This is a genomic window from Marivivens aquimaris (assembly GCF_015220045.1).
Taxonomy (GTDB): Bacteria; Pseudomonadota; Alphaproteobacteria; order Rhodobacterales; family Rhodobacteraceae; genus Marivivens; species Marivivens aquimaris.
The window spans coordinates 947,522-967,162 of sequence record NZ_JADBGB010000001.1; the positions used below are offsets into that span (position 1 = coordinate 947,522).

Sequence of the window (19,641 nt, forward strand, 5' to 3'; positions counted from 1 at the left end):
ATTCACTCCGCTGCGATAGCTTTGACCGGCTTCGGTTTGGGCTTGGCCCCGTGTTCGTATTCCTCAAGGAAATCGAGCACTTCCTGCCGGTAGTGATAGTAATCAGGGTGTTCGAGGAGCGCCTTGCGGGTGCGCGGGCGCGGCAGTTTGACGTCGGTAATCTTGCCGATGGTGGCCTGCGGACCGTTGGTCATCATGACCACGCGGTCTGCCAGAAGGATCGCTTCGTCTACGTCGTGGGTGACGCAGATCGCGGTCACTTTGGTGCGGCTCCAGACCTCCATGAGAACTTCCTGAAGTTCCCAGCGGGTCAGGCTGTCGAGCATCCCGAAGGGCTCGTCGAGCAGCAGCAGTTTGGGCGACAGGGCGAACGCGCGGGCGATGCCGACGCGCTGTTTCATGCCGTTGGACATCGAGTGCGCGGGGCGGTCCATCGCATCGGCGAGGCCCACACGCTCGAGGTAGTATTCCACCACGTCCTGACGTTCCTGCTGCGATGCCTTGGGATAGACCTTGTCCACGCCGATCGACACGTTTTCCTTGGCCGACAGCCACGGGAACAGGTTCGGCGACTGGAACACCACGGCACGTTCGGGGTCAGCGCCCTCGACGTGGCGACCGTCCAGCTTGATCGCACCCTTGGAAATCGGGTTCAGACCCGCCGCCATCGTCAGAACCGTGGACTTGCCGCAGCCCGAGTGACCGATGAGGCTGATGAACTCGCCGCGGTTGACCTTGAGGTTGAAGTCCTCGACCACGGTGAGCGGGCCCTTGGGCGTCGGGTAGATCTTGTGAAGCTGCGAGAAGTCGAGGAAGCGCTCTTCGATCAGACCTTCCTGTGCCTTCGCGACAGCCGCCGGAATACCGTGGATCGGGGTGACGTTCGGCAGCAGGCGGGTTTCTTCCGCTTTGCCTTGGATACCCACGTCCATCAGGTAGTTGGTGACCTGAGCACGCAGCTTGTGGAACGTGTCGTCGTTGTTCATCTCGATCCGGTCACGGGGACGCGGAATGGTGACGGTGACGGGCTCGCCCAGCGTGCCATCGGGGTTGAGCGGGATGATGCGGTCCGCCAGAAGGATCGCTTCGTCCACGTCGTTGGTGATCAGGATGCAGGTCTTCTTGTCCTGTTCCCAGATATCGAGGATCTCGTCCGCGAGGTTGGCGCGGGTCAGCGCGTCGAGGGCCGAGAGCGGCTCGTCGAGCAGCAGCATTTCCGGCGACATGGCGAGGGCGCGAGCCACCGACACACGCTGGCGCATACCGCCCGACAGTTCCGCAGGGCGACGGCCTGCGGCGTGGCTAAGGCCGACCATGGCGATGTAGTGATCCGCCTTCGCGTCCTTTTCGGCCTTCGACAGCTTGGGGAACACGGAGTCGATGGCGACCATGATGTTGCCCTTCACCGTGAGCCACGGCATCAGCGAGTAGCTCTGGAAGATCAGGCCGCGTTCGGGGCCGGGGCCGGTGATCGGCTTGCCCTTGAACGTGACGCTGCCGCTGTCGGGCATTTCCAGACCCGCGATAAGGTTCATCAGGGTGGACTTGCCGGTGCCGGAGAAGCCGAGGATCGCAATGAACTCGCCTTCTTCGATGTCGAGGGAGATACCCTTCAGAACTTCGGTGCGGTTGGTCCCCTGACCGAAGCCCTTGTTGACGTTCTGGAAGCTCAGGATGCTCATGACGGTTACCGGTTTGCCGAGAAGGTGAAGAGCGACTGGAGGGCGTACATCACACGGTCGAGCAGGAAGCCGATGATACCGATGGTGAAGACGGCGACCATGATGCGGGCCAGCGACTGCGAGGAACCGTTCTGGAATTCATCCCACACGAACTTGCCGAGGCCGGGGTTCTGGGCAAGCATTTCGGCGGCGATCAGAACCATCCAGCCCACACCGAGCGACAGACGCAGACCGGTGAAGATGAGCGGCAGGGCCGACGGCAGCACCAGCTTGGTGATCTTTTTCCAGGTGCCCATTTTCAGAACCTTGGAGACCGACACGAGGTCCTTGTCGATCGAAGCCACACCAAGCGCGGTGTTGATCAGGGTCGGCCACAGCGAACATAGGGTCACGGTGATGGCGGACACGAGGAATGACTTGGCGAGGAGGCCGTCATTGCTCGGTACGAGGGCCGAGATAATCATGGTGACGATCGGCAGCCAAGCGAGAGGGGAAACGGGCTTGAAAATCTGGACCAGCGGGTTGATCGCGGCGTTCGCGATGGGCGACAGGCCCGCGATGATGCCCAGCGGAATGGCGACGGCCGAGGCGATCAGGAAGCCGAAGAACACGGTACCGATCGAGGTGCCGATCTGGTCGTAGTAGGACGGTGCGCCGGTGTAGGTCATTTCCTTGACCTCGTCACCGCGGCCCGCTTCGATCAGGCGCTGGTTACGCTGGTCGACGCGGTCGTAGAACACTGCCTCTTTTTCGGCCTTCTCGATGGCGTCCTGATGGAGGTCAACGGCGCTCGCCCAGACCTGAGCCGGTCCCGGAATGGCGCCCAGCGAGGTCTGGACCTTCGGTGCGAGGAAGCCCCACAGGGCGATGAAGCAGAGGATGGCCAGAACCGGAACGCCGAGCAGACGCCAGACTTCCTTCATCTGGGCGCGCGGGTTGTCACCTGCGGCGGCCTTCAGCATCGGTGTGATCCACCCCAGACCCAGCACGGAGAACCATGCGTCGGCTTTGTTGATGCGGGTGAAAAGGCGGGCGCGGCGTGCCTCGCGGTCGGCGGATTTTGCGAAATCGGGATCGGCGGTTGTCATCTGGCGGTCCTCGGGAAAAGGGTGATCGGGCGGCGGAGGACCGCCCGATAAGTTACTGATTAGCCTTGAACTTCGTTACCTACGACGATCTGCTCGGACTTGAGGCCGATGGGCAGGCTGTCGATGTAGGCGTTGGGCGTGCGGCCATCGAAGGCAACGCCGTCGATGATGTCTTCAGCCGGAGTGGCTTCGCGGTAGCCGTCGCTGTCGAACGGGAAGTCGGCGGCATCGGCGAGACCTTCGTCGACCAGCAGCTGGGCGGCTTCGAGGTAGATTTCCGGCTTGTAGACCGACTTGGCGACTTCGTCGTACCAGCTATCGGGCTTGGCTTCGGCGATCTGGCCCCAGCGGCGCATCTGGGTCAGGTACCAGACGGCGTCCGAGTAGTAGGGGTAGTTCGCGTAGTAGCGGAAGAACACGTTGAAGTCGGGAACGTCGCGAACATCGCCCGGCTCGTATTCGAAGGTACCGGTCATCGAGTTGTCGATCACGTCAGCGTCCGCGCCCACGTATTCGGGACGGGACAGGATCTCGACCGCTTCCTCACGGTTGGCGTTCTCGTTCTCGTCCAGCCACATGGCGGCGCGGATCAGGGCCTTGGTCACAGCGAGGGTCGTGTTCGGGTTCTCTTCTGCGAATTCCGCAGTGATACCAAAGACTTTCTCGGGGTTGTTCTTCCAGATTTCGTAGTCGGTGATGACCGGAACGCCGATGCCTTTGATGACGGCCTGCTGGTTCCACGGCTCGCCAACGCAGTAGCCGTTGATGGTGCCGGCTTCGAGCGTTGCGGGCATCTGCGGCGGCGGGGTGACGGACAGGAATACGTCAGCGCCGATCTGGCCGGTCACGTCCTCGGGCGAATAATACCCCGGGTTGATGCCGCCCGATGCGAGCCAGTAGCGAAGCTCGTAGTTGTGGGTCGACACGGGGAAGACCATGCCCATGTTGAAGGGCTTACCGTCGGCGTTGAACTGTTCGATCACCGGAACGAGGGCTTCAGCCGAAATCGGGTGCTGCGGGCGGCCATCATCCATCGACGGGATATGCGGGCGCATCATGTCCCAGACTTCGTTGGAAACGGTGATGCCGTTGCCGTTCAGGTCCATCGAGAACGGGGTGATGATGTGCGCTTCGGTGCCGTAGCCGATGGTGGCAGCCAGCGGCTGACCTGCCAGCATGTGCGCGCCGTCCAGAGTGCCGTCGATCACGCCGTCGAGCAGAACCTTCCAGTTCGCCTGCGCTTCGAGGGTCACGAACAGACCTTCGTCAAAGAAGTAGCCCTGTTCGTAAGCAACAGCCAGAGGAGCCATATCGGTCAGCTTGATGAAACCGAAGGTCAGTTCGTCTTTTTCAAGTTCCAGCATTTCGGCAAAGGCCGGAGTGCTCAGCATGGTCGTTGCAGCCAGAATGGCGGACAAATGCTTCATTTCCCTGTCGTTCCTTTGTTGTCTGTTGTCCCAGTGGGGAAAAACGAAAAAAGCCGCTGACGCTCTCTGCCAAGGGAGGAGGAAGGCAGAGGGTCGAGCGGCTTTGCTCAATCGCCCAAGTCGTTGGGCAAATCTCGTGAAGATCAACGCCATTGCTGATCTGGGTCCACATTGCGCCTTTGGTGCGCGGGGTGAAATGGGTTTTGTGCGGATTTGCTGTGATGCAGCAAAATAATCCGAAGCACTGCCCAAGTTTTCATCAGGTGCCGCTGTTGCGTTCAAAAATGCGGCGGTCGAAGAAGCCAAAAGGTTGGCTGTCCACGCCATCGGCTGTGTCCGCACCGAAAGACTCACCCTCGGAGCGGTAGTCTTTTTGCGGCAATGCAGCGGACTCGGTTGAAAGCGCTTCGCGGTAAAGGTCGGTGCGGAACACCTCCGCCGCGCTGGTTTCTGCGGCACCGCGGTCCATGCCAACGCGGGACGCCAGTTGCGAGCCAATCCATGCGGCCTGCGACTTCCAAGGGAAGGTCGCGTTGTGTCCGTAGAAATCGACAAAGTTCCGCACGCGACGTTCGTCGCCCGCGCGGTTCACGATAAGCTCGCCGTTGAGCGCACGGTCGATCACATCGGACGCGACATTGAGATAGGCAGGCCGCGCGAGGATTTCGGAAGCCATGATGCGGTTGTCTGGCTGCGCGAGCCATCGGCCCGCTTTCCACACCGCGCGGATCAGGCGCAGCGCGGTGGCTTTTTCCTGCTCGGCCCAGTCATGACGGACGGCGAGCACCTTCTCAGGCGCTCCAGCCCAGATCGCAGCGCCAGGGAGCAGCAACTCGCCCACGCCGTTCTCGACCGAGATAGAGCCCCACGGCTCGCCCACGCAGAACGCATCAATCTCGCCCGCCGCAATCGCCTGCGCCATCATCGGCGGCGGAACGGTTCGGATCTGGATGCCCTGCGGCGCGGGATGGCCGAGCGCGGAGAGCCAGTAGTAGAGCAGCTCCGCGTGCATCGAAAACGGGAAGGGCACGCCGATGCGGAAATCACCGCCCGTGGCCGCGATCAGCGCTTTGCCTGCGGCATAGGCGTCGGTGAAGGAAAAATCGAAACCGTTGGCGCGCATCTTTGCCGCCAGTTCGGTCGACACGCCCGTGACGTTGCCGTTGATGGACATCATCGACAGCACGTCGAAACGGCTGGAATTACCGATACCGAGCGCCTGCGCCACAGGGACAGGGGCAAGCATGTGCGCCGCGTCGATCTGGCCGATGTTTAGCATATCGCGCAGCATCGACCACGACGGCGATTTGTGAAGCTCCAGCTCCAACCCTTCGCCAGCGGCAAAGCCCAATTCATGCGCCACGACCAGCGGCGCGCTATCGACCAGCGGGATGAACCCGACACCGAGACGTGCGCCGCTCATGACAGTAGCTCCGACGCGGTGACGAGCGCCTGTGCGACCTCGACGACCTTTTTGCCTTGATCCATCGCAGTCTTGCGGAGCAGCGCGTATGCGTCCTCTTCGCTCAGACGGCGGGCTTTCATCAGGATACCTTTGGCGCGGTCGATCACTTTACGCTCTTCGAGCGCCCGCTTGGTGGTCTCCAGTTCCTTGCGCATCCGCTGGAACATCTGGAAACGGGTCAATGCTGCGTCGAGGATCGGCTTCAGGCGGTCGGGTCGCAGCCCGTCGACCACATAGGCGCTGAGGCCCGCCTCAATTGCGGCTTTGGTCAGGTTATCATCGCTGCGGTCCACGAACATCGCGACCGGGCGATCCAGCGGGCCGGAGGCCAGCGCCAGTTCCTCCAGCGCGTCGCGGGACGGGTCGGCCATGTCGATCAGCACGACATCGGGCTTGTGACTGGCGATGGACCGCGACAAACCCGCGGTATCCTGAAGGATGTGAACGTCATAGTCCCCCGCACCCGACAGAGCCTGCCTGATGGAGAGGGCGCGTTCAGCGTTCGCTTCGACGACGACAATGGAGAGACGATTAGCCATAGCTCTGGCTATGCCCGACTCCGGAAACCCGTCTATTGCGACATACGTATGCGGTCATGGATGCCCTAGGGCGGCGCTCAAATCTTGGACGATTGCCGAAAGTTTGCTCGCATTTTCAGCACATGAGAAACCGCCCCGCGAAAGCTATCGCGAGGCGGCCGGTAGAATGGCTCAGACCATCATACCACCAGAGATTTCAATGCGCTGCGCGTTGACCCAGCGGTTGTCCTCGGACAGCAGGGCAGAGATCGCGGGACCGATATCGTCGGCTTCGCCCGCGCGGCCCAAGGCCGTCACATCCGCGACCCACTGGTTGATCTGCGCGTTGTCCCGCACGCCGCCACCGTTGAAGTCGGTCGCAATCGCGCCCGGAGCGACGGTGTTGACCGCGATGCGTCGCTCGCCCAGTTCTTTGGCGAGGTAGCGGGTCAGCACTTCAATCGCGCCTTTCATCGCCGCGTATGCCGACGCACCAGGCGCGGCAAAGCGGGCGAGGCCGGACGAGATGTTCACGATCCGCCCGCCGTCCGCCATCAGCGGCAGCAGCTTCTGGGTCAGGAAGTACACGCCCTTGAAGTGGATGTTCATCAGCGCGTCGAACTCGTCCTCGGTGGTGTCGGTGAACGCTTTGTGCATCCCTGTACCGGCGTTGTTCACCAGATAGTCGAAGCTGCTGCGCTGCCAGACTTCGGACAGGTGGGTGGAGACCGCATCGGCGAAGTCGGCAAAGCCGCTGGTGTCCGATGTGTCGAGCTGGATCATCACGGCGCGGCTACCCAGCGCTTCGATCTCGGCCTTGGTGTCTTCGGCGGCCTGCGCGTTGGTGTGGTCGGTGCCGATCACATGGACGCCGCGGCGGGCCAGAGCGATAGCGGCAGAGCGGCAAAGGCCACGGCTGGCACCGGTGATGATTGCGATTTTCTGTTCTGAGGTGGTCATAGGGGTTTCCTCTTCGTTGCTGTGCCCCTTATGTGTTTGTTTGTGGCCTGCGAATAAGCCGCATATTTTTGTGAACAGCATTCGGGAATGTCGGATAATGGACCGGATAGACGCCATGCGCATTTTCGTGCGGATCGTGGAGCGGCAAAGCTTCGCCCGCGCCGCCGAGGATCTGCGCCTGCCTGCCTCCACCGCGACGGACGCAGTCAAAAGGCTGGAACAGCGGCTGGGCGTGCGGCTGCTGGAGCGCACCACGCGGCAGGTCCGCACCACGCTGGATGGTGAGGCGTACTATCAGCGCTGCCTGAACATCCTTGCCGAAATCGAAGAGGCGGAGGACGCCTTCAGCGGTGGTCAACCGCGCGGCATCCTGCGGGTCAGCTCGCTGGGCTCCACCGTGCGCGAACTGATCATGCCCGCTTTGCCCGAGTTCCTCGAAAAGTACCCTGAGCTGAGCCTCCACTTCAACGAGGCCGACCGCTTCGTCGATCTCGTGCGTGAAGGCATCGACTGCGTGATCCGCGGCGGTAATCTCGGGGAAAGCGATCTGGTGGGGCGTCAGGTCGCTCTGCTACCCGAAACGACGGTCGCGACGCCCGAATACTTCGCCAAGCACGGCACGCCTGAAAGCTGGGACAAGCTGGACGGCCACCACATCGTCGGCTTCCACTCCAGCGCCGTCGGCGGGGTGATCCCGTTCGATTTCACAGTGGACGGCCAGAGCCGCGAGGTCACTTTGCCCGCCCGCGTGACGGTCGAAGGGGTGGAGACGATGCGCGCCGCAGCCCTGCGCGGGCTTGGCCTCGTCCAGTTGCCGCGCCCGTCGATCGCCAAGGAAATCGCGGCGGGGCGGCTAGTCGAAGTGCTCACCGACACGCCGCCATCGCCGACGCCGGTGCATATCCTGTACCCGCAGAACAGACAGCTGAACCTGCGGGTACGGGTGTTCGTGGATTGGGTCGTGGAATTATTCCGCGACGTTTCAATCCATTAGGCTTCCACCTCGACGCGGCCAATAGGCTTGGAACAGCAGGCCAGAACGTAACCGTCCTCGACATCCTCGTCGGTGATACCGCCGTTGTGGACCATGTGCACCTGACCGGAGACCTTCTTGATCTTGCAGGTGCCGCACACGCCAAAGGTACAGCCCGACGGAATGTTGAGGCCCGCAGCACGTGCGGTGGTAAGCAGCGTGTCGTTCTCTGTGCAGGTCTGCGTGACCTCGGAGTGGGCAAAGACCACCTCGGCGCTGACAGTCTCGTCGGGGATGACGTCATCTTCCATCGGCGCGACATCGTCTTCCTCGGCGGGCTGGAAGCTTTCCTGATGGTAGCGCTCCATATCGAAGCCGAGGCCCACAAGCGCTTCTCGCACCGAATGCATGAAGCTTTCGGGGCCGCAGCAGAACACTTCGCGTTCCAGATAGTCAGGCGTGATTTGGCTGAGCATCAGCTGGTTGAAACGGCCCTGATAGCCAGTCCACGGACGGAACGGGTCTGTTTCCTTGACCACGAATTTCAGGTCGAGTTCGGGGAAACGGCTGGCCATATGCTCCAGACGCTGACGGAAGATGATCTCAGACGGGCGGCGGGCGCAGTTGATGAACATCACGTCCGCAGGGCGGCCACTGTCGAACATCCACGTGGTCATCGACACCATCGGCGTGATGCCCGAACCGGCAGAGATGAACAGGTATTTGTCCGACGGGTGGAAGTGGTTCGAAAACCGCCCCGCAGGCCCCATCGCAGTAATCCGCATCCCCGGCTTCAGGTGATCCAGCATCCAGCGCGTGCCCATGCTGCCTTCCTGCGCTTTCACAGTAATCGTCAGCGTGATCGGGCGGGAGGGCGAGGAAGAGATCGTATAGGTGCGGTAAAGCGGACCGCCCGGTACGGGCAGCTCCAGTGTAACGAACTGGCCAGGCACGTAGGAGAACAGCGCGCCCGAGGGCGCTTGGAAACAGAAGGTCGCGACGTTCGGCGCTTCAGGGATGACCGAAATGCATTCGAGCGGCTCGGACGCATCCCAGAACGTGACTGGCGCGGAGATATTGGGCTGGTGGAGTGTCATTCTGCTGCTACCGCAAGGTCGGTGGTTTCATCGGAAAGGGTCGCGCAATACCAGTTCACGAACTGGTTCACGCCATCCTCGTGCGAGGCAGAGTAGGGACCGGGCTCGTAAGCGGGCGAGTTGATGCCCTGCTGGTTGTTCTCTACGACTTCGCGGTCTTCGTCGTTGGTGTGGGTCCAGACATGAGTGAGCGTTTCGAGGTCGTAATCCACGCCCTCGACCGCATCTTTGTTCACAAGCCACGTGGTCTGCACTTCGGTCTGCTGCGGGCCAATCGGAGTCACGCGGAAGGTAATTGAGTGATCGGGCAGGAAGTGGTTCCACGTTGTCGGGTAGTGGAACATCAGGAGCGGGCCGGCATTGGCGACCGGCACGTTGCCGAGGAACTTCGACACCGCAGGCTTGCCGTTCATGGTGTAGCTGACTGCGCCGTCCAGCAGCGGCATACGCGCCACGCGGAACTGGCCGTCATCCGACATGCGGAAGCGCGACGGGATGCCAGCGGCTTCGTTCTGGCGGAAGTGGTTCTCGATCTTCTCGGGGAAAGAACCATCGGCGGACACACCGGTGATGCTCGGATCTTCGGGGTAGGTACGGCAAAGCGACGGGTGGTTGCCCGCACAGTGATAGCACTCGCGGTTGTTCTCCCACACGAGCTTCCAGTTGCCTTCTTCGATGATGGTCGACTGGAACGCGACCTTGGCGTTCGACAGATCGTGCGGCGCAAGGTAGGCGCCAGCCTTGTTCGCGAAGGTGTCGAAGTCCGGCGCTTCGTCGGCAATGCAGATGAACACGAGACCATTGAGAACGCGGCAGTGAACAGGCTTCAGACCGTGCTGGCGGGGATCGAACTCCGGTCCCATATCGCGGGCCCAAAGGAGTTTGCCGTCAAGGTCATAGGTCCACTGGTGGTAGGGACACACGAGCTTTGCCACTTGGCCGGTCTTGCCCTTGCAGATGATCGAACCACGGTGACGGCAGGTGTTGTGGAACGCACGGATTTCCTTGTCGGCGCCGCGCACCACGGTGATCGAATAGCTGCCGATCTTCTGGGTGATATAGCTGCCGGTCTTGGGCAGGGCGCAAGCGGGCGTGGCAAAGAGCCACTCGCGGGCAAAGATCTTTTCGATATCGAGATCGAAGATGCCCTGATCGTTATAGAAAGCCTGCGGCAGAGAATATCCCGGCTTACGCTGGGCGATGAGTTCGCGTGCTGTCTGACTTGCGTCCATTTTGATCTCCGAAGCCTGTAACAAGGCCGAAATAGGTATGGGCAGACAGCAGGAGACAACCGGCACGCAGAGGAGTTGCGCGACGCGAGCTCCGCCCCCACCGCCGCCCGCGGTTTGACGTAGTGTCCGGCTGGTTTCCGGGCTTGGACCTCAGAGTTGTAACGATGCCTTCCCGGGATGTCTCCTCCTCCCAGTGGCGTAATATCGTTACAATACAGTTCCTTACCGTTGCGGGGGCAGCGCCGGAATTACACCGGCTTCCCAATTATCGACCCCGCAATTTCCATCGCGAGGCCGCACCTGACATGTCGCTACCCTAGAAGAAGAGTGCTCCGAATCTGGTTCAATTCCGACTCTCGGATTGCAAAATGAGACGAAGGCGTCGCTGCGTTGCAGCTTTTTACGGTTTGCGGAACAGGCGGGCGGCTTCGAACACCTCGTCGAGTCTATCAAAGCGTTCCTTGGTGCGCGGCCAGTTCTCTTCCTGCACCGCGCCGATCAGCGTCTCCAGCAGCATCATGGTGGACACGTTGGAGTCCCACGCCGATGGGATCTCGACCCAGCACTGGAACACGTAGTCCGCCACGCTCGCCACGGGGGAGGCCCACTGGTCGGTTATGAGGATCACCGTCAGTTCACGTTCCTTGGCCAGTTCGGCAAGGCGCAGCAGGTTGGTCTCGTATCTGCGGATGTCGAACATCAGCAGCGTGTCGCCCTTTTTCATGTCCAGCACGTAGTGGGGCCATGTCGCGGAAGAGCTGGTCATATGGGTGACGCGCTCGCGGATCGCTTGGAAGTGGGTAAAGGCGTATTCCGCAAGCGCGCGGGTAATACGGCCACCCACAATATAGAGGCGGCCAGAGGTATCCGACATTTCCTTGGCCGCTTCATCGAATTTGTCGTGGTCGATATTGGACAGCGTCTGGCTGAGGTTCCGCGTCACCGCCTGCGAGAAACGGTTGAGCAGATGACTCTCGGGCGCTTCGGTCGCCCAATTGGCGCGGCGCTGCGTGGGGCCTTGGACCTTTGCCTGTAGTTCGGACAGCAAAGCCTGATGGAACTGGGGGAAGCCCTTGAAGCCCAGCTTGCCGACAGTTCGCGCGACTGTAGGCGTAGACACACCCGCATTCTGCGCCACCACGGTAATAGAGGCGATGCCCGCTGCGGGGTAATTCTCCAGCAGACGATTTGCGAACTTCTTCTCGGCGGTCGTGAGCACGCCGTAGTGCTCGCGGATCAGTTCACGGACCGTGGTGTTCTGCTGTGTCAACGCAGCCCCCGTTTTTTCCAGTGCTCCGAATTTAGGCATGACGCTGCGGAAATGGAAAGGGACCAGCGTCTCTCAAAGTGCCATCGGAAAAATATTGACAGAATTACGAACGCATGGAAACAATTTTACAAAACCACAGGGACACCAATGCGCAATCAAAGCGAAACCTCGCAGGATACGGCAGTGATCGTCGAAAACCCCATGGGGCAGGGCGGTGTGCTGATTCTGTGTGAGCACGCTTCGAACCATATCCCCGAATATCTGAACGGCTTGGGGCTGAGTGAGGCCGACCGCGTCAGTCATGCCGCTTGGGATCCCGGTGCGTTGCCAGTTGCCCGAATGTTGAGCACTGGACTGGATGCGCCGCTTGTTGCCTCCGGTATCTCGCGGCTTGTGTACGACTGTAACCGCCCGCCCGAAGCGCCGAGCGCGATGCCCGAGAAGTCCGAACTGATCGAAGTGCCGGGGAACCGTGCGCTGGATCAGGCCGAAAGGGACGCTCGCACCAAGGCGTACTATGAACCCTTCGTCGAGGCTGTCGCCAAGATGACAGAGGCCGCACAGCCCAAAGCCATTGTCACGATGCACACCTTCACGCCTGTTTATTACGGCGAGCCCCGCAGGACAGAGATCGGTATCCTTCATGACGCCGACACCCGCCTCGCTGATGCGATGCTGGCGGTAGAGACGGATCACCTTGTCGAACGGAACGAACCCTATGGCCCTAACGATGGGGTGACACACTCGCTCCGCATCCACGGGGTAGAGAAGGGCATCGCTAACGTGATGATCGAGGTCCGCAATGACCTCCTAGAGACCGAAGCGCAGCAGACCGCGATGGCAGAGACCCTGCTGACGATGCTGCGCCCCGCACTGGAACAACTGGAGGCACATGATGCCTAAAGTCATCAGGGGATACGTCCGCTTCGTGGACGCCATGAACCGCATCATCGGCCGCTTTGCCATGTACGGCATTTTCGCGCTGGTCGGCGTGCTGTTGTGGTCGTCGATCTCCAAAACGTTCTTCACGCCGTCCCTGTGGACGCTGGAGACCGCGCAATTCATCATGGTGGCCTACTACATCCTCGGCGGGCCGTATTCGATCCAGATGGGTTCGAACGTCCGCATGGACCTGTTCTACGGCGGTTGGACCCCGAAACAGAAAGCGTGGATGGACGGCTTTACCGTGTTCTTCCTGCTCTTCTACCTCGGCGTTCTGCTCTACGGCGCGCTGGGCTCGCTGGCTTATTCCATCGGTTATTTCGGAATGGAGCCGCTCGTTTTCTACAAAGACCTTATCGTCAGCTTCTTCACCGGCGGCCCCGATGCCGCGGTCGAACAGATGGGCTACCTCGAACGCAGCTCGACTGCATGGCGTCCGTACATCTGGCCGATCAAGCTGACCCTCGCGCTGGGCGTCTTCCTGATGATCCTGCAAGTCCTTGCCGAATTCTTCCGTGATATCGGCCGTATCCGCGGAGTCGAACTCTGATGTCACATGAAATGATCGCCCTTCTGATGTTCAGCGGCATGATGCTGATGCTCTTCACAGGGCAGCGCGTTTTTGGCGCCATCGGATTTATCGGAGCCATCGCCGGTCTGCTCCTCTGGGGGACCGGAGGCGTGGATGTCCCGTTCTCGGCTGCGATGAAGCTGATGAAGTGGTATCCGATGCTCACTCTGCCGATGTTCATCTTTATGGGCTACGTGTTGTCGGAATCCAAAATCGCCGACGACCTCTATAAGATGTTCCACGTCTGGATGGGGCCCGTGCGCGGCGGTCTGGCCATTGGTACCATCGGTCTGATGGTTCTGATCTCTGCCATGAACGGTCTGTCGGTCGCGGGTATGGCTATCGGTGCCACCATCGCGCTGCCCGAACTGCTGAAGCGGAACTACGACAAGATCATGGTGACGGGGGTGATCCAAGCGGGGTCATCTCTCGGGATCTTGGTGCCGCCCTCGGTCGTTCTGGTGCTCTACGCCATGATCGCCCGCCAGCCGGTTGGCCAGTTGTGGCTCGCTGGCGTGGTGCCCGGCCTCATGATGGCCGCGCTGTTCATCATCTACATCTACATCCGCTGCCGCATTAACCCGTCGCTGGGACCGGCACTGCCCGAGGAAGAGCGTCAGGTCTCACGCGCCGAAAAGCTCCGCCTGCTGCGCGCTGGCATCCTCCCGCTGGTAATCTTCGCGACGATGATGGTGCCCTTCGTCAACGGTTGGACCTCGCTCGTCGAAAGCTCCGCTATCGGCGCGATGGCTGCCTTTGTTGCCGCTGTCCTCAAGGGCCGCATGACCAAGGAAGTGTTCGAGACCTCCGTTCGCCAGACGCTCGGCATCTCCTGCATGTTCATGTTCATCATACTCGCAGCATTGGGCTTCGGCGCGATCTTCGACGGCCTCGGTGCTGTCCGTGCGATCGAGAACCTCTTTACCGAGCAGATGCACCTCAGCCCGTGGATGATCCTGATCCTCATGCAGCTCAGCTTCATCGTCATGGGGACGTTCCTCGATGATACGGCGATGCTGGTGATCGTGGCGCCGCTCTATGTCCCGCTCGTGGACGCGCTGGGCTTCGATCTGATCTGGTACGGCGTGCTTTACACGATCACGACCCAGATCGCGTATATGACGCCGCCCTTCGGCTATAACCTCTTTCTCATGCGCGCGATGGCACCGCCGGAAATCGGCCTGCGTGACATCTACCGCTCCATTATTCCGTTCGTTTTCCTGATGGTCCTCGCACTGTCGCTGGTGATGGTTTTCCCAAGCATCGCGATGTGGCTGCCGGAGCTCGTGTACGGAAACTGATCATAACAGAGCCTGTGCCAAGCGGGCCGCCCCAACCACCAACAAGGAGTACTACCATGACGACAAGACGTAAGTTCCTTCAAACGGCTGGTGTCGGCGCAGTTGCCGCCCCCCTTGCTGCTCCCGCGATTGCCCAGTCGACGATCACGTGGCGTATGCAGACCTACGCCGGTCCCGCATTGGCAGAACACGTGGTCAAACCGGCCATCGACATGTTCAACAAGATCGCTGGCGACCGGATGCAGATCGAACTGTACTTCGCTGACCAGCTAGTCCCGACCGGCGAGCTGTTCCGTGCGATGCAGCGCGGCACCATCGACGCCGTGCAGTCGGATGACGACTCGATGGCATCCCCGACCGAAGTCACCGTGTTCGGCGGCTACTTCCCGTTTGCGTCCCGCTACTCGCTCGACGTGCCGGTGCTGTTCAACCAGTACGGTCTGAACGAGATCTGGGACGAAGAATACTCCAAGGTTGGCGTGAAGCACATCTCCGCCGGTTCGTGGGATCCGTGCCACTTTGCCACCAAAGAGCCGATCAACAGCCTCGCTGACCTTCAGGGCAAGCGCGTCTTCACCTTCCCGACCGCTGGCCGCTTCATGTCGCAGTTCGGCGTCGTGCCTGTGACCATTCCGTGGGAAGACGTGGAAGTCGCCATGCAAACCGGCGAGCTTGACGGCATCGCATGGTCGGGCATCACCGAAGACTACACCGTCGGCTGGGCTGACGTGACCAACTACTTCCTGACGAACAACATCTCGGGCGCTTGGGCCGGTTCGTTCTTCGCCAACCAGGATCGTTGGAACGAACTGCCGGAAGACCTCCAGACGCTGTTCCGCGTCTGCTGTGACCAGTCGCACTACTATCGTCAGTGGTGGTACTGGGGCGGCGAAGCGCAGCTGCGTGTCGAAGGCACCAAGATGCAGCTGACCACCATTCCGGACGAAGAATGGGCCACCGTCGAAGCAAAGGCCATGGAGTTCTGGGACGAAATCGCTCAGGAGTCCGAAGTGAAGGCCCGCGTCGTCTCGATCATCAAGAAGTACAACGAAGACATGATGAAAGCCGGTCGTCCGTACCGCTACAGCTAAGTCTGACTGCCCCGCCGGAGATAGCTCCGGCGGGGCGCCACAATACCGGAGGTTCCCGCAATGCTCTCTTTCGACGAGCTGAAATCACAGGTCGCATCGGGTGCGATCGACACCGTTCTGGCCTGCATCGTGGACATGCAGGGCCGTCTGATGGGCAAGCGGTTCCACGCGCAGCATTTCGTGAACAGCGCATGGGAAGAAACCCACTGCTGTAACTACCTGCTGGCGACGGACCTCGAAATGTCCACGCCCGAAGGTTTCGCCGCAACTTCGTGGCAGAGCGGTTACGGCGACTATGTGATGAAGCCGGACCTCTCGACCATCCGCCCCGTGCCGTGGCTCGAAGGCACCGCGATGGTCATCTGCGACGTCATCGACCACCATACCCACGAAGAAGTCCCGCACTCGCCGCGCGCCATGCTGAAAAAGCAGGTGAAACGGCTCGAGGCTCTCGGCTACACCGCCATGATGGCGACCGAGCTGGAGTTCTTCCTCTTTGCCAAGAGCTTTGACGAGGTGCGCCGCAGCGGCTTCCGCGATCTCGAACCGATCTCGGCCTACAACGAAGATTACCACATCTTCCAGACCACCAAGGAAGAGGGCGTGATGCGCCCGATCCGCAACCACCTCTATGCCGCAGGTATTCCGGTCGAGAACACCAAGGGCGAGGCGGAAGCCGGTCAGGAAGAGCTGAACATCAAATACGCCGACGCGATGAGCACGGCCGAATACCACACCATCGCCAAGCACGCGGTGAAGGAAATCGCGTGGCAAAACGGTCATGCGGCCAGCTTCATGGCCAAATACCGCGCCGACCGTGTGGGATCGTCCAGCCACGTTCACCAGTCGCTCTGGCAGGACGGCACCAACGTCTTCCACGACCCCGCAGACAAGCGCGGCATGTCGGCGATCATGAAGTCCTACATGGCGGGCCTCATGAAATACGCGCCCGATTACACGTATTTCCTCGCGCCCTATATCAACAGCTACAAGCGTTTCCAGCGCGGCACCTTCGCGCCGACCCGCATCATCTGGTCGGTCGATAATCGCACCGCTGGCTTCCGCCTCTGTGGCGAGAACTCCAAAGGCGTGCGCGTGGAATGCCGCATCGGCGGCTCGGACCTGAACCCGTATCTTGCGATGGCCGTGCAGCTTGCTGCCGGTATCGCGGGCATCGAAGAAGGGCTGACCCTGGAGGCGCCGTTCACCGGTGACGCCTACGAGGCCGAGGTTGGCGAGATCCCCGCTACCTTACGCGATGCGCGCGTGACGCTGATGAAATCCGAGATGCTCCGCGAAGCGTTTGGCGATTGGACAATCGACCACTACGCCCGCGCAGCAGAAGTAGAAATCCAAGATTTCGACGCCGCCGTGACCGACTATGAGGTCGCGCGTGGTTTCGAACGTTCCTAAATTCCAAGAGGACACCATGACAGGGCAACTGAAGTGTATTTCGCCCATTGACGGCTCGGTTTTCGCGACCCGTGACACGCTCTCCAAGGACGAGGCGTTTGCAGCCGCCAAACGCGCCCGCGATGCGCAGGCCGCATGGGCCGCGCGCCCGCTGGCAGAGCGTATCGAACTGGTGCTGGCCGGTGTTGCTGCCGTCGGCGCGATGAACGACGAGATCGTGCCGGAACTGGCGCACATGATGGGCCGTCCGACCCGCTACGGTGGCGAGTTCGGCGGCTTTAACGAACGCGCCAGTTACATGGCAGAGATCGCGGAAAGCAGCCTCGCCGATATCGAGGTGGGCGAGGACGCGACCTTCAAGCGCTACATCAAGCGCGTCCCGCACGGCGTCGTCTTCGTCGTCGCGCCGTGGAACTACCCCTACATGACCGCCATCAACACGGTCGCCCCTGCGCTGATCGCGGGTAACACCGTGGTGCTCAAGCACGCGACCCAGACCCTGCTGGTCGGTGAGCGGATGGCTAAGGCGTTCCATTCCGCTGGCGTGCCCGAGGACGTATTCATCAATGTCTTCCTCGACCACGACACCACCAACGACCTGATCGCGGGCAATGCGTTTGATTTCGTTAACTTCACCGGCTCGGTCGGTGGCGGCAAGGCGATGGAGCAGGCGGCGGCAGGCACCTTCACCGGCGTCGGCCTCGAACTTGGCGGCAAAGATCCGGGCTACGTCATGGAAGACGCCGATCTGGACGCGGCCGTGGCCACGCTCGTCGATGCAGCCATGTTCAACTCTGGCCAGTGCTGTTGCGGGATCGAACGCATCTACGTCCACGAAAGCCTCTTTGATGCCTTCGTTGAAAAGGCCGTCGAGACTGTGAACGGCTACAAGCTGGGCAGCCCGCTCGACGCAGACACCACCATCGGCCCGATGGCCAACGTCCGCTTCGCCAAGGAGGTCCGCGAGCAGATCGCAGAGGCCGTCGCAGCGGGTGCCAAGACCCACATCGACACCTTTGCCGAGGACGACGGCGCCGCTTACCTGACGCCGCAAATCCTCACCAACGTGTCCCACGACATGCGCGTAATGAAAGAAGAAAGCTTCGGACCCGTCGTCGGCATCATGCCGGTCAAGAGCGACGAGGAAGCCATCGCCCTGATGAACGACAGCGAATACGGCCTGACCGTCTCGCTCTGGACGCAGGATGTGGACCGCGCGATTGCCGTGGGCGACCAGCTTGAAACCGGCACCGTGTTCATGAACCGCGCCGACTACCTCGATCCGGCGCTGTGCTGGACGGGCTGCAAGAACACAGGGCGGGGCGGCGGTCTTTCGGTGATCGGCTACCAGAACCTCACCCGTCCGAAATCCTACCATCTCAAGAAGGTGACGAAATGAACCTCGTAGGAAACTGGTCCTATCCGACCGCTGTGAAATTCGGCGCTGGCCGGATCAAGGAACTCCCAGCCGCGCTGGCGCAGGCTGGCATCACCCGCCCGCTGCTCGTCACCGACCGCGGTCTGGCCGATATGGCGATCACCCAATCGACGCTGGATATCCTCGAGGAATCCGGTTTCGGCCGCGCGATCTTTGCCGACGTCGACCCGAACCCGACCGAAGTGAACCTCGCCAAGGGCGTCGAGGTCTACAAAGCCGGCGGTCATGACGGTGTCATCGCCTTCGGCGGCGGCTCCGGCCTCGATTTGGGCAAGATGGTCGCCTTCATGGCTGGCCAGACCCGCCCGATCTGGGATTTCGAGGATATTGGCGATTGGTGGACCCGCGCTGATGCGGACGCGATCGCGCCGATCATCGCTGTGCCGACCACGGCTGGCACGGGCTCCGAAGTGGGCCGCGCCTCGGTCATCACCAACAGCGTCACCCACGTCAAAAAGATCATCTTCCACCCGAAGGTGCTGCCGACCGTGGTCATCGCCGACCCCGAACTGACCGTCGGAATGCCGAAGTTCATCACCGCAGGTACCGGCCTTGATGCCTTCGCGCACTGCGTCGAAGCGTTCTCCAGCCCGTTCTATCACCCGATGAGCCAAGGCATCGCGCTCGAAGGGATGCGTCTCGTGATCGAGAACCTGCCCAAAGCCTACGCCGACGGCACCGACCTCGAAGCGCGCTCGAACATGATGGCTGCCGCCGCAATGGGCGCTGTCGCGTTCCAGAAGGGGCTCGGCGCGATCCATGCGCTATCCCACCCGATCGGCGCGGTGTTCAACACCCACCACGGCACCACCAACGCCGTCTGTATGCCCGCGGTTCTCGAACTCAACGCCTCGGCCATCGCCGACCGTTTCGATCGCGCGGCGAGCTACATCGGTGTGGACGGCGGCTTCGACGGCTTCCGCAGCTTCGTGCAGGAGTTCAATGACAGCTTCGCCATCCCGCGCAAACTGTCCGAGATGGGCGCGTCGCTGGACAAGATCGACGAACTGGTGCCCGCCGCACTCGCCGACCCGTCCTGCGGCGGCAACCCGATTGAACTGACCGAGTCGAACGTCCGCGCGCTTTTCGAAGCCGTCATCTAAGGCGTTCGTTACATTTTCAGGCGCTCCGCTCCGGCGGGGCGTCTTTTTTGTGCCTAGTGGTTGGGCAAAG

Annotated in this window: 17 protein-coding genes and 1 riboswitch; of the genes, 8 read left to right on the top strand and 9 right to left on the bottom strand. The window is 61.2% G+C overall.

Features of this window, described 5'->3' with window-relative positions; translation table 11 throughout:
* Positions 1-2: 2 nt before the first annotated feature.
* The 6 genes from IF204_RS04780 to IF204_RS04805 form a co-directional block, all read right to left on the bottom strand.
* Entirely contained in the window at positions 3-1,682 is a 1,680-nt protein-coding gene (locus tag IF204_RS04780) for an ABC transporter ATP-binding protein (RefSeq protein WP_194095102.1), read from the bottom strand.
* Between the two features lie 5 nt (positions 1,683-1,687).
* Entirely contained in the window at positions 1,688-2,770 is a 1,083-nt protein-coding gene (locus IF204_RS04785) for an ABC transporter permease (RefSeq protein WP_194095103.1), read from the bottom strand.
* Between the two features lie 59 nt (positions 2,771-2,829).
* Positions 2,830-4,197, bottom strand: a complete 1,368-nt coding sequence (locus tag IF204_RS04790; RefSeq protein ID WP_194095104.1) for a CmpA/NrtA family ABC transporter substrate-binding protein — start codon at positions 4,195-4,197, stop codon at positions 2,830-2,832.
* 259 nt (positions 4,198-4,456) lie between these two features.
* On the bottom strand, positions 4,457-5,620 hold the full coding sequence (locus tag IF204_RS04795) for an ABC transporter substrate-binding protein (RefSeq protein WP_194095105.1): 1,164 nt from the start codon (positions 5,618-5,620) through the stop codon (positions 4,457-4,459).
* Positions 5,617-6,201 (bottom strand): ANTAR domain-containing response regulator, encoded by a 585-nt coding sequence (locus IF204_RS04800; protein ID WP_167638885.1) that lies wholly within the window; start codon positions 6,199-6,201, stop codon positions 5,617-5,619. Before IF204_RS04800 ends, IF204_RS04795 begins: the two co-directional genes overlap by 4 nt.
* Before the next feature lie 171 nt (positions 6,202-6,372).
* Positions 6,373-7,140: an SDR family NAD(P)-dependent oxidoreductase gene (locus IF204_RS04805; RefSeq protein WP_194095106.1), complete on the bottom strand. Its 768-nt coding sequence runs from the start codon at positions 7,138-7,140 to the stop codon at positions 6,373-6,375.
* Positions 7,141-7,255: 115 nt separating this feature from the next.
* On the opposite strand from IF204_RS04805, the gene IF204_RS04810 reads away from it, so the two are divergent.
* Positions 7,256-8,134, top strand: coding sequence for a LysR family transcriptional regulator (locus IF204_RS04810; protein ID WP_228069072.1), 879 nt, complete (start codon positions 7,256-7,258; stop codon positions 8,132-8,134).
* On the opposite strand, the gene IF204_RS04815 is transcribed toward IF204_RS04810, so the two are convergent.
* The 3 genes from IF204_RS04815 to IF204_RS04825 all read right to left on the bottom strand — a co-directional run bounded on the left by IF204_RS04815 (position 8,131) and on the right by IF204_RS04825 (position 11,751).
* Complete coding sequence (locus tag IF204_RS04815) at positions 8,131-9,210, bottom strand: hybrid-cluster NAD(P)-dependent oxidoreductase (RefSeq protein ID WP_194095109.1); 1,080 nt, start codon at positions 9,208-9,210, stop codon at positions 8,131-8,133. The two genes, IF204_RS04810 and IF204_RS04815, sit on opposite strands and share 4 nt — an antisense overlap.
* Positions 9,207-10,442, bottom strand: coding sequence for an aromatic ring-hydroxylating oxygenase subunit alpha (locus IF204_RS04820; protein WP_194095111.1), 1,236 nt, complete (start codon positions 10,440-10,442; stop codon positions 9,207-9,209). Before IF204_RS04820 ends, IF204_RS04815 begins: the two co-directional genes overlap by 4 nt.
* Positions 10,443-10,553: 111 nt before the next feature.
* Positions 10,554-10,761: riboswitch (cobalamin riboswitch) on the bottom strand.
* Between the two features lie 81 nt (positions 10,762-10,842).
* Positions 10,843-11,751 carry a MurR/RpiR family transcriptional regulator gene (locus tag IF204_RS04825; protein ID WP_407658890.1) on the bottom strand — a complete coding sequence of 303 codons (909 nt, stop codon included), beginning with the start codon at positions 11,749-11,751 and terminating at the stop codon, positions 10,843-10,845.
* A 108-nt stretch (positions 11,752-11,859) separates the two neighbouring features.
* Between IF204_RS04825 and IF204_RS04830 the strand changes: the two genes are divergently transcribed.
* The 7 genes from IF204_RS04830 to IF204_RS04860 are packed head-to-tail and all read left to right on the top strand — an operon-like array spanning position 11,860 to position 19,571.
* A complete protein-coding gene (locus tag IF204_RS04830; RefSeq protein WP_194095115.1) occupies positions 11,860-12,615 on the top strand; it encodes an N-formylglutamate amidohydrolase in 756 nt (251 codons plus the stop codon).
* Entirely contained in the window at positions 12,608-13,204 is a 597-nt protein-coding gene (locus IF204_RS04835) for a TRAP transporter small permease subunit (RefSeq protein WP_167638892.1), read from the top strand. Before IF204_RS04830 ends, IF204_RS04835 begins: the two co-directional genes overlap by 8 nt.
* On the top strand, positions 13,204-14,526 hold the full coding sequence (locus IF204_RS04840) for a TRAP transporter large permease (protein WP_194095117.1): 1,323 nt from the start codon (positions 13,204-13,206) through the stop codon (positions 14,524-14,526). The genes IF204_RS04835 and IF204_RS04840 overlap by 1 nt, the downstream gene beginning before the upstream one ends.
* Positions 14,527-14,582: 56 nt before the next feature.
* Positions 14,583-15,617, top strand: a complete 1,035-nt coding sequence (locus tag IF204_RS04845; RefSeq protein ID WP_194095118.1) for a TRAP transporter substrate-binding protein — start codon at positions 14,583-14,585, stop codon at positions 15,615-15,617.
* A 60-nt stretch (positions 15,618-15,677) separates the two neighbouring features.
* Positions 15,678-17,030 (top strand): glutamine synthetase family protein, encoded by a 1,353-nt coding sequence (locus tag IF204_RS04850; protein ID WP_194095119.1) that lies wholly within the window; start codon positions 15,678-15,680, stop codon positions 17,028-17,030.
* Between the two features lie 16 nt (positions 17,031-17,046).
* Positions 17,047-18,429 (top strand): aldehyde dehydrogenase family protein, encoded by a 1,383-nt coding sequence (locus IF204_RS04855; protein ID WP_194095120.1) that lies wholly within the window; start codon positions 17,047-17,049, stop codon positions 18,427-18,429.
* On the top strand, positions 18,426-19,571 hold the full coding sequence (locus IF204_RS04860; RefSeq protein ID WP_194095121.1) for an iron-containing alcohol dehydrogenase: 1,146 nt from the start codon (positions 18,426-18,428) through the stop codon (positions 19,569-19,571). The genes IF204_RS04855 and IF204_RS04860 overlap by 4 nt, the downstream gene beginning before the upstream one ends.
* Positions 19,572-19,641 lie beyond the last annotated feature (70 nt).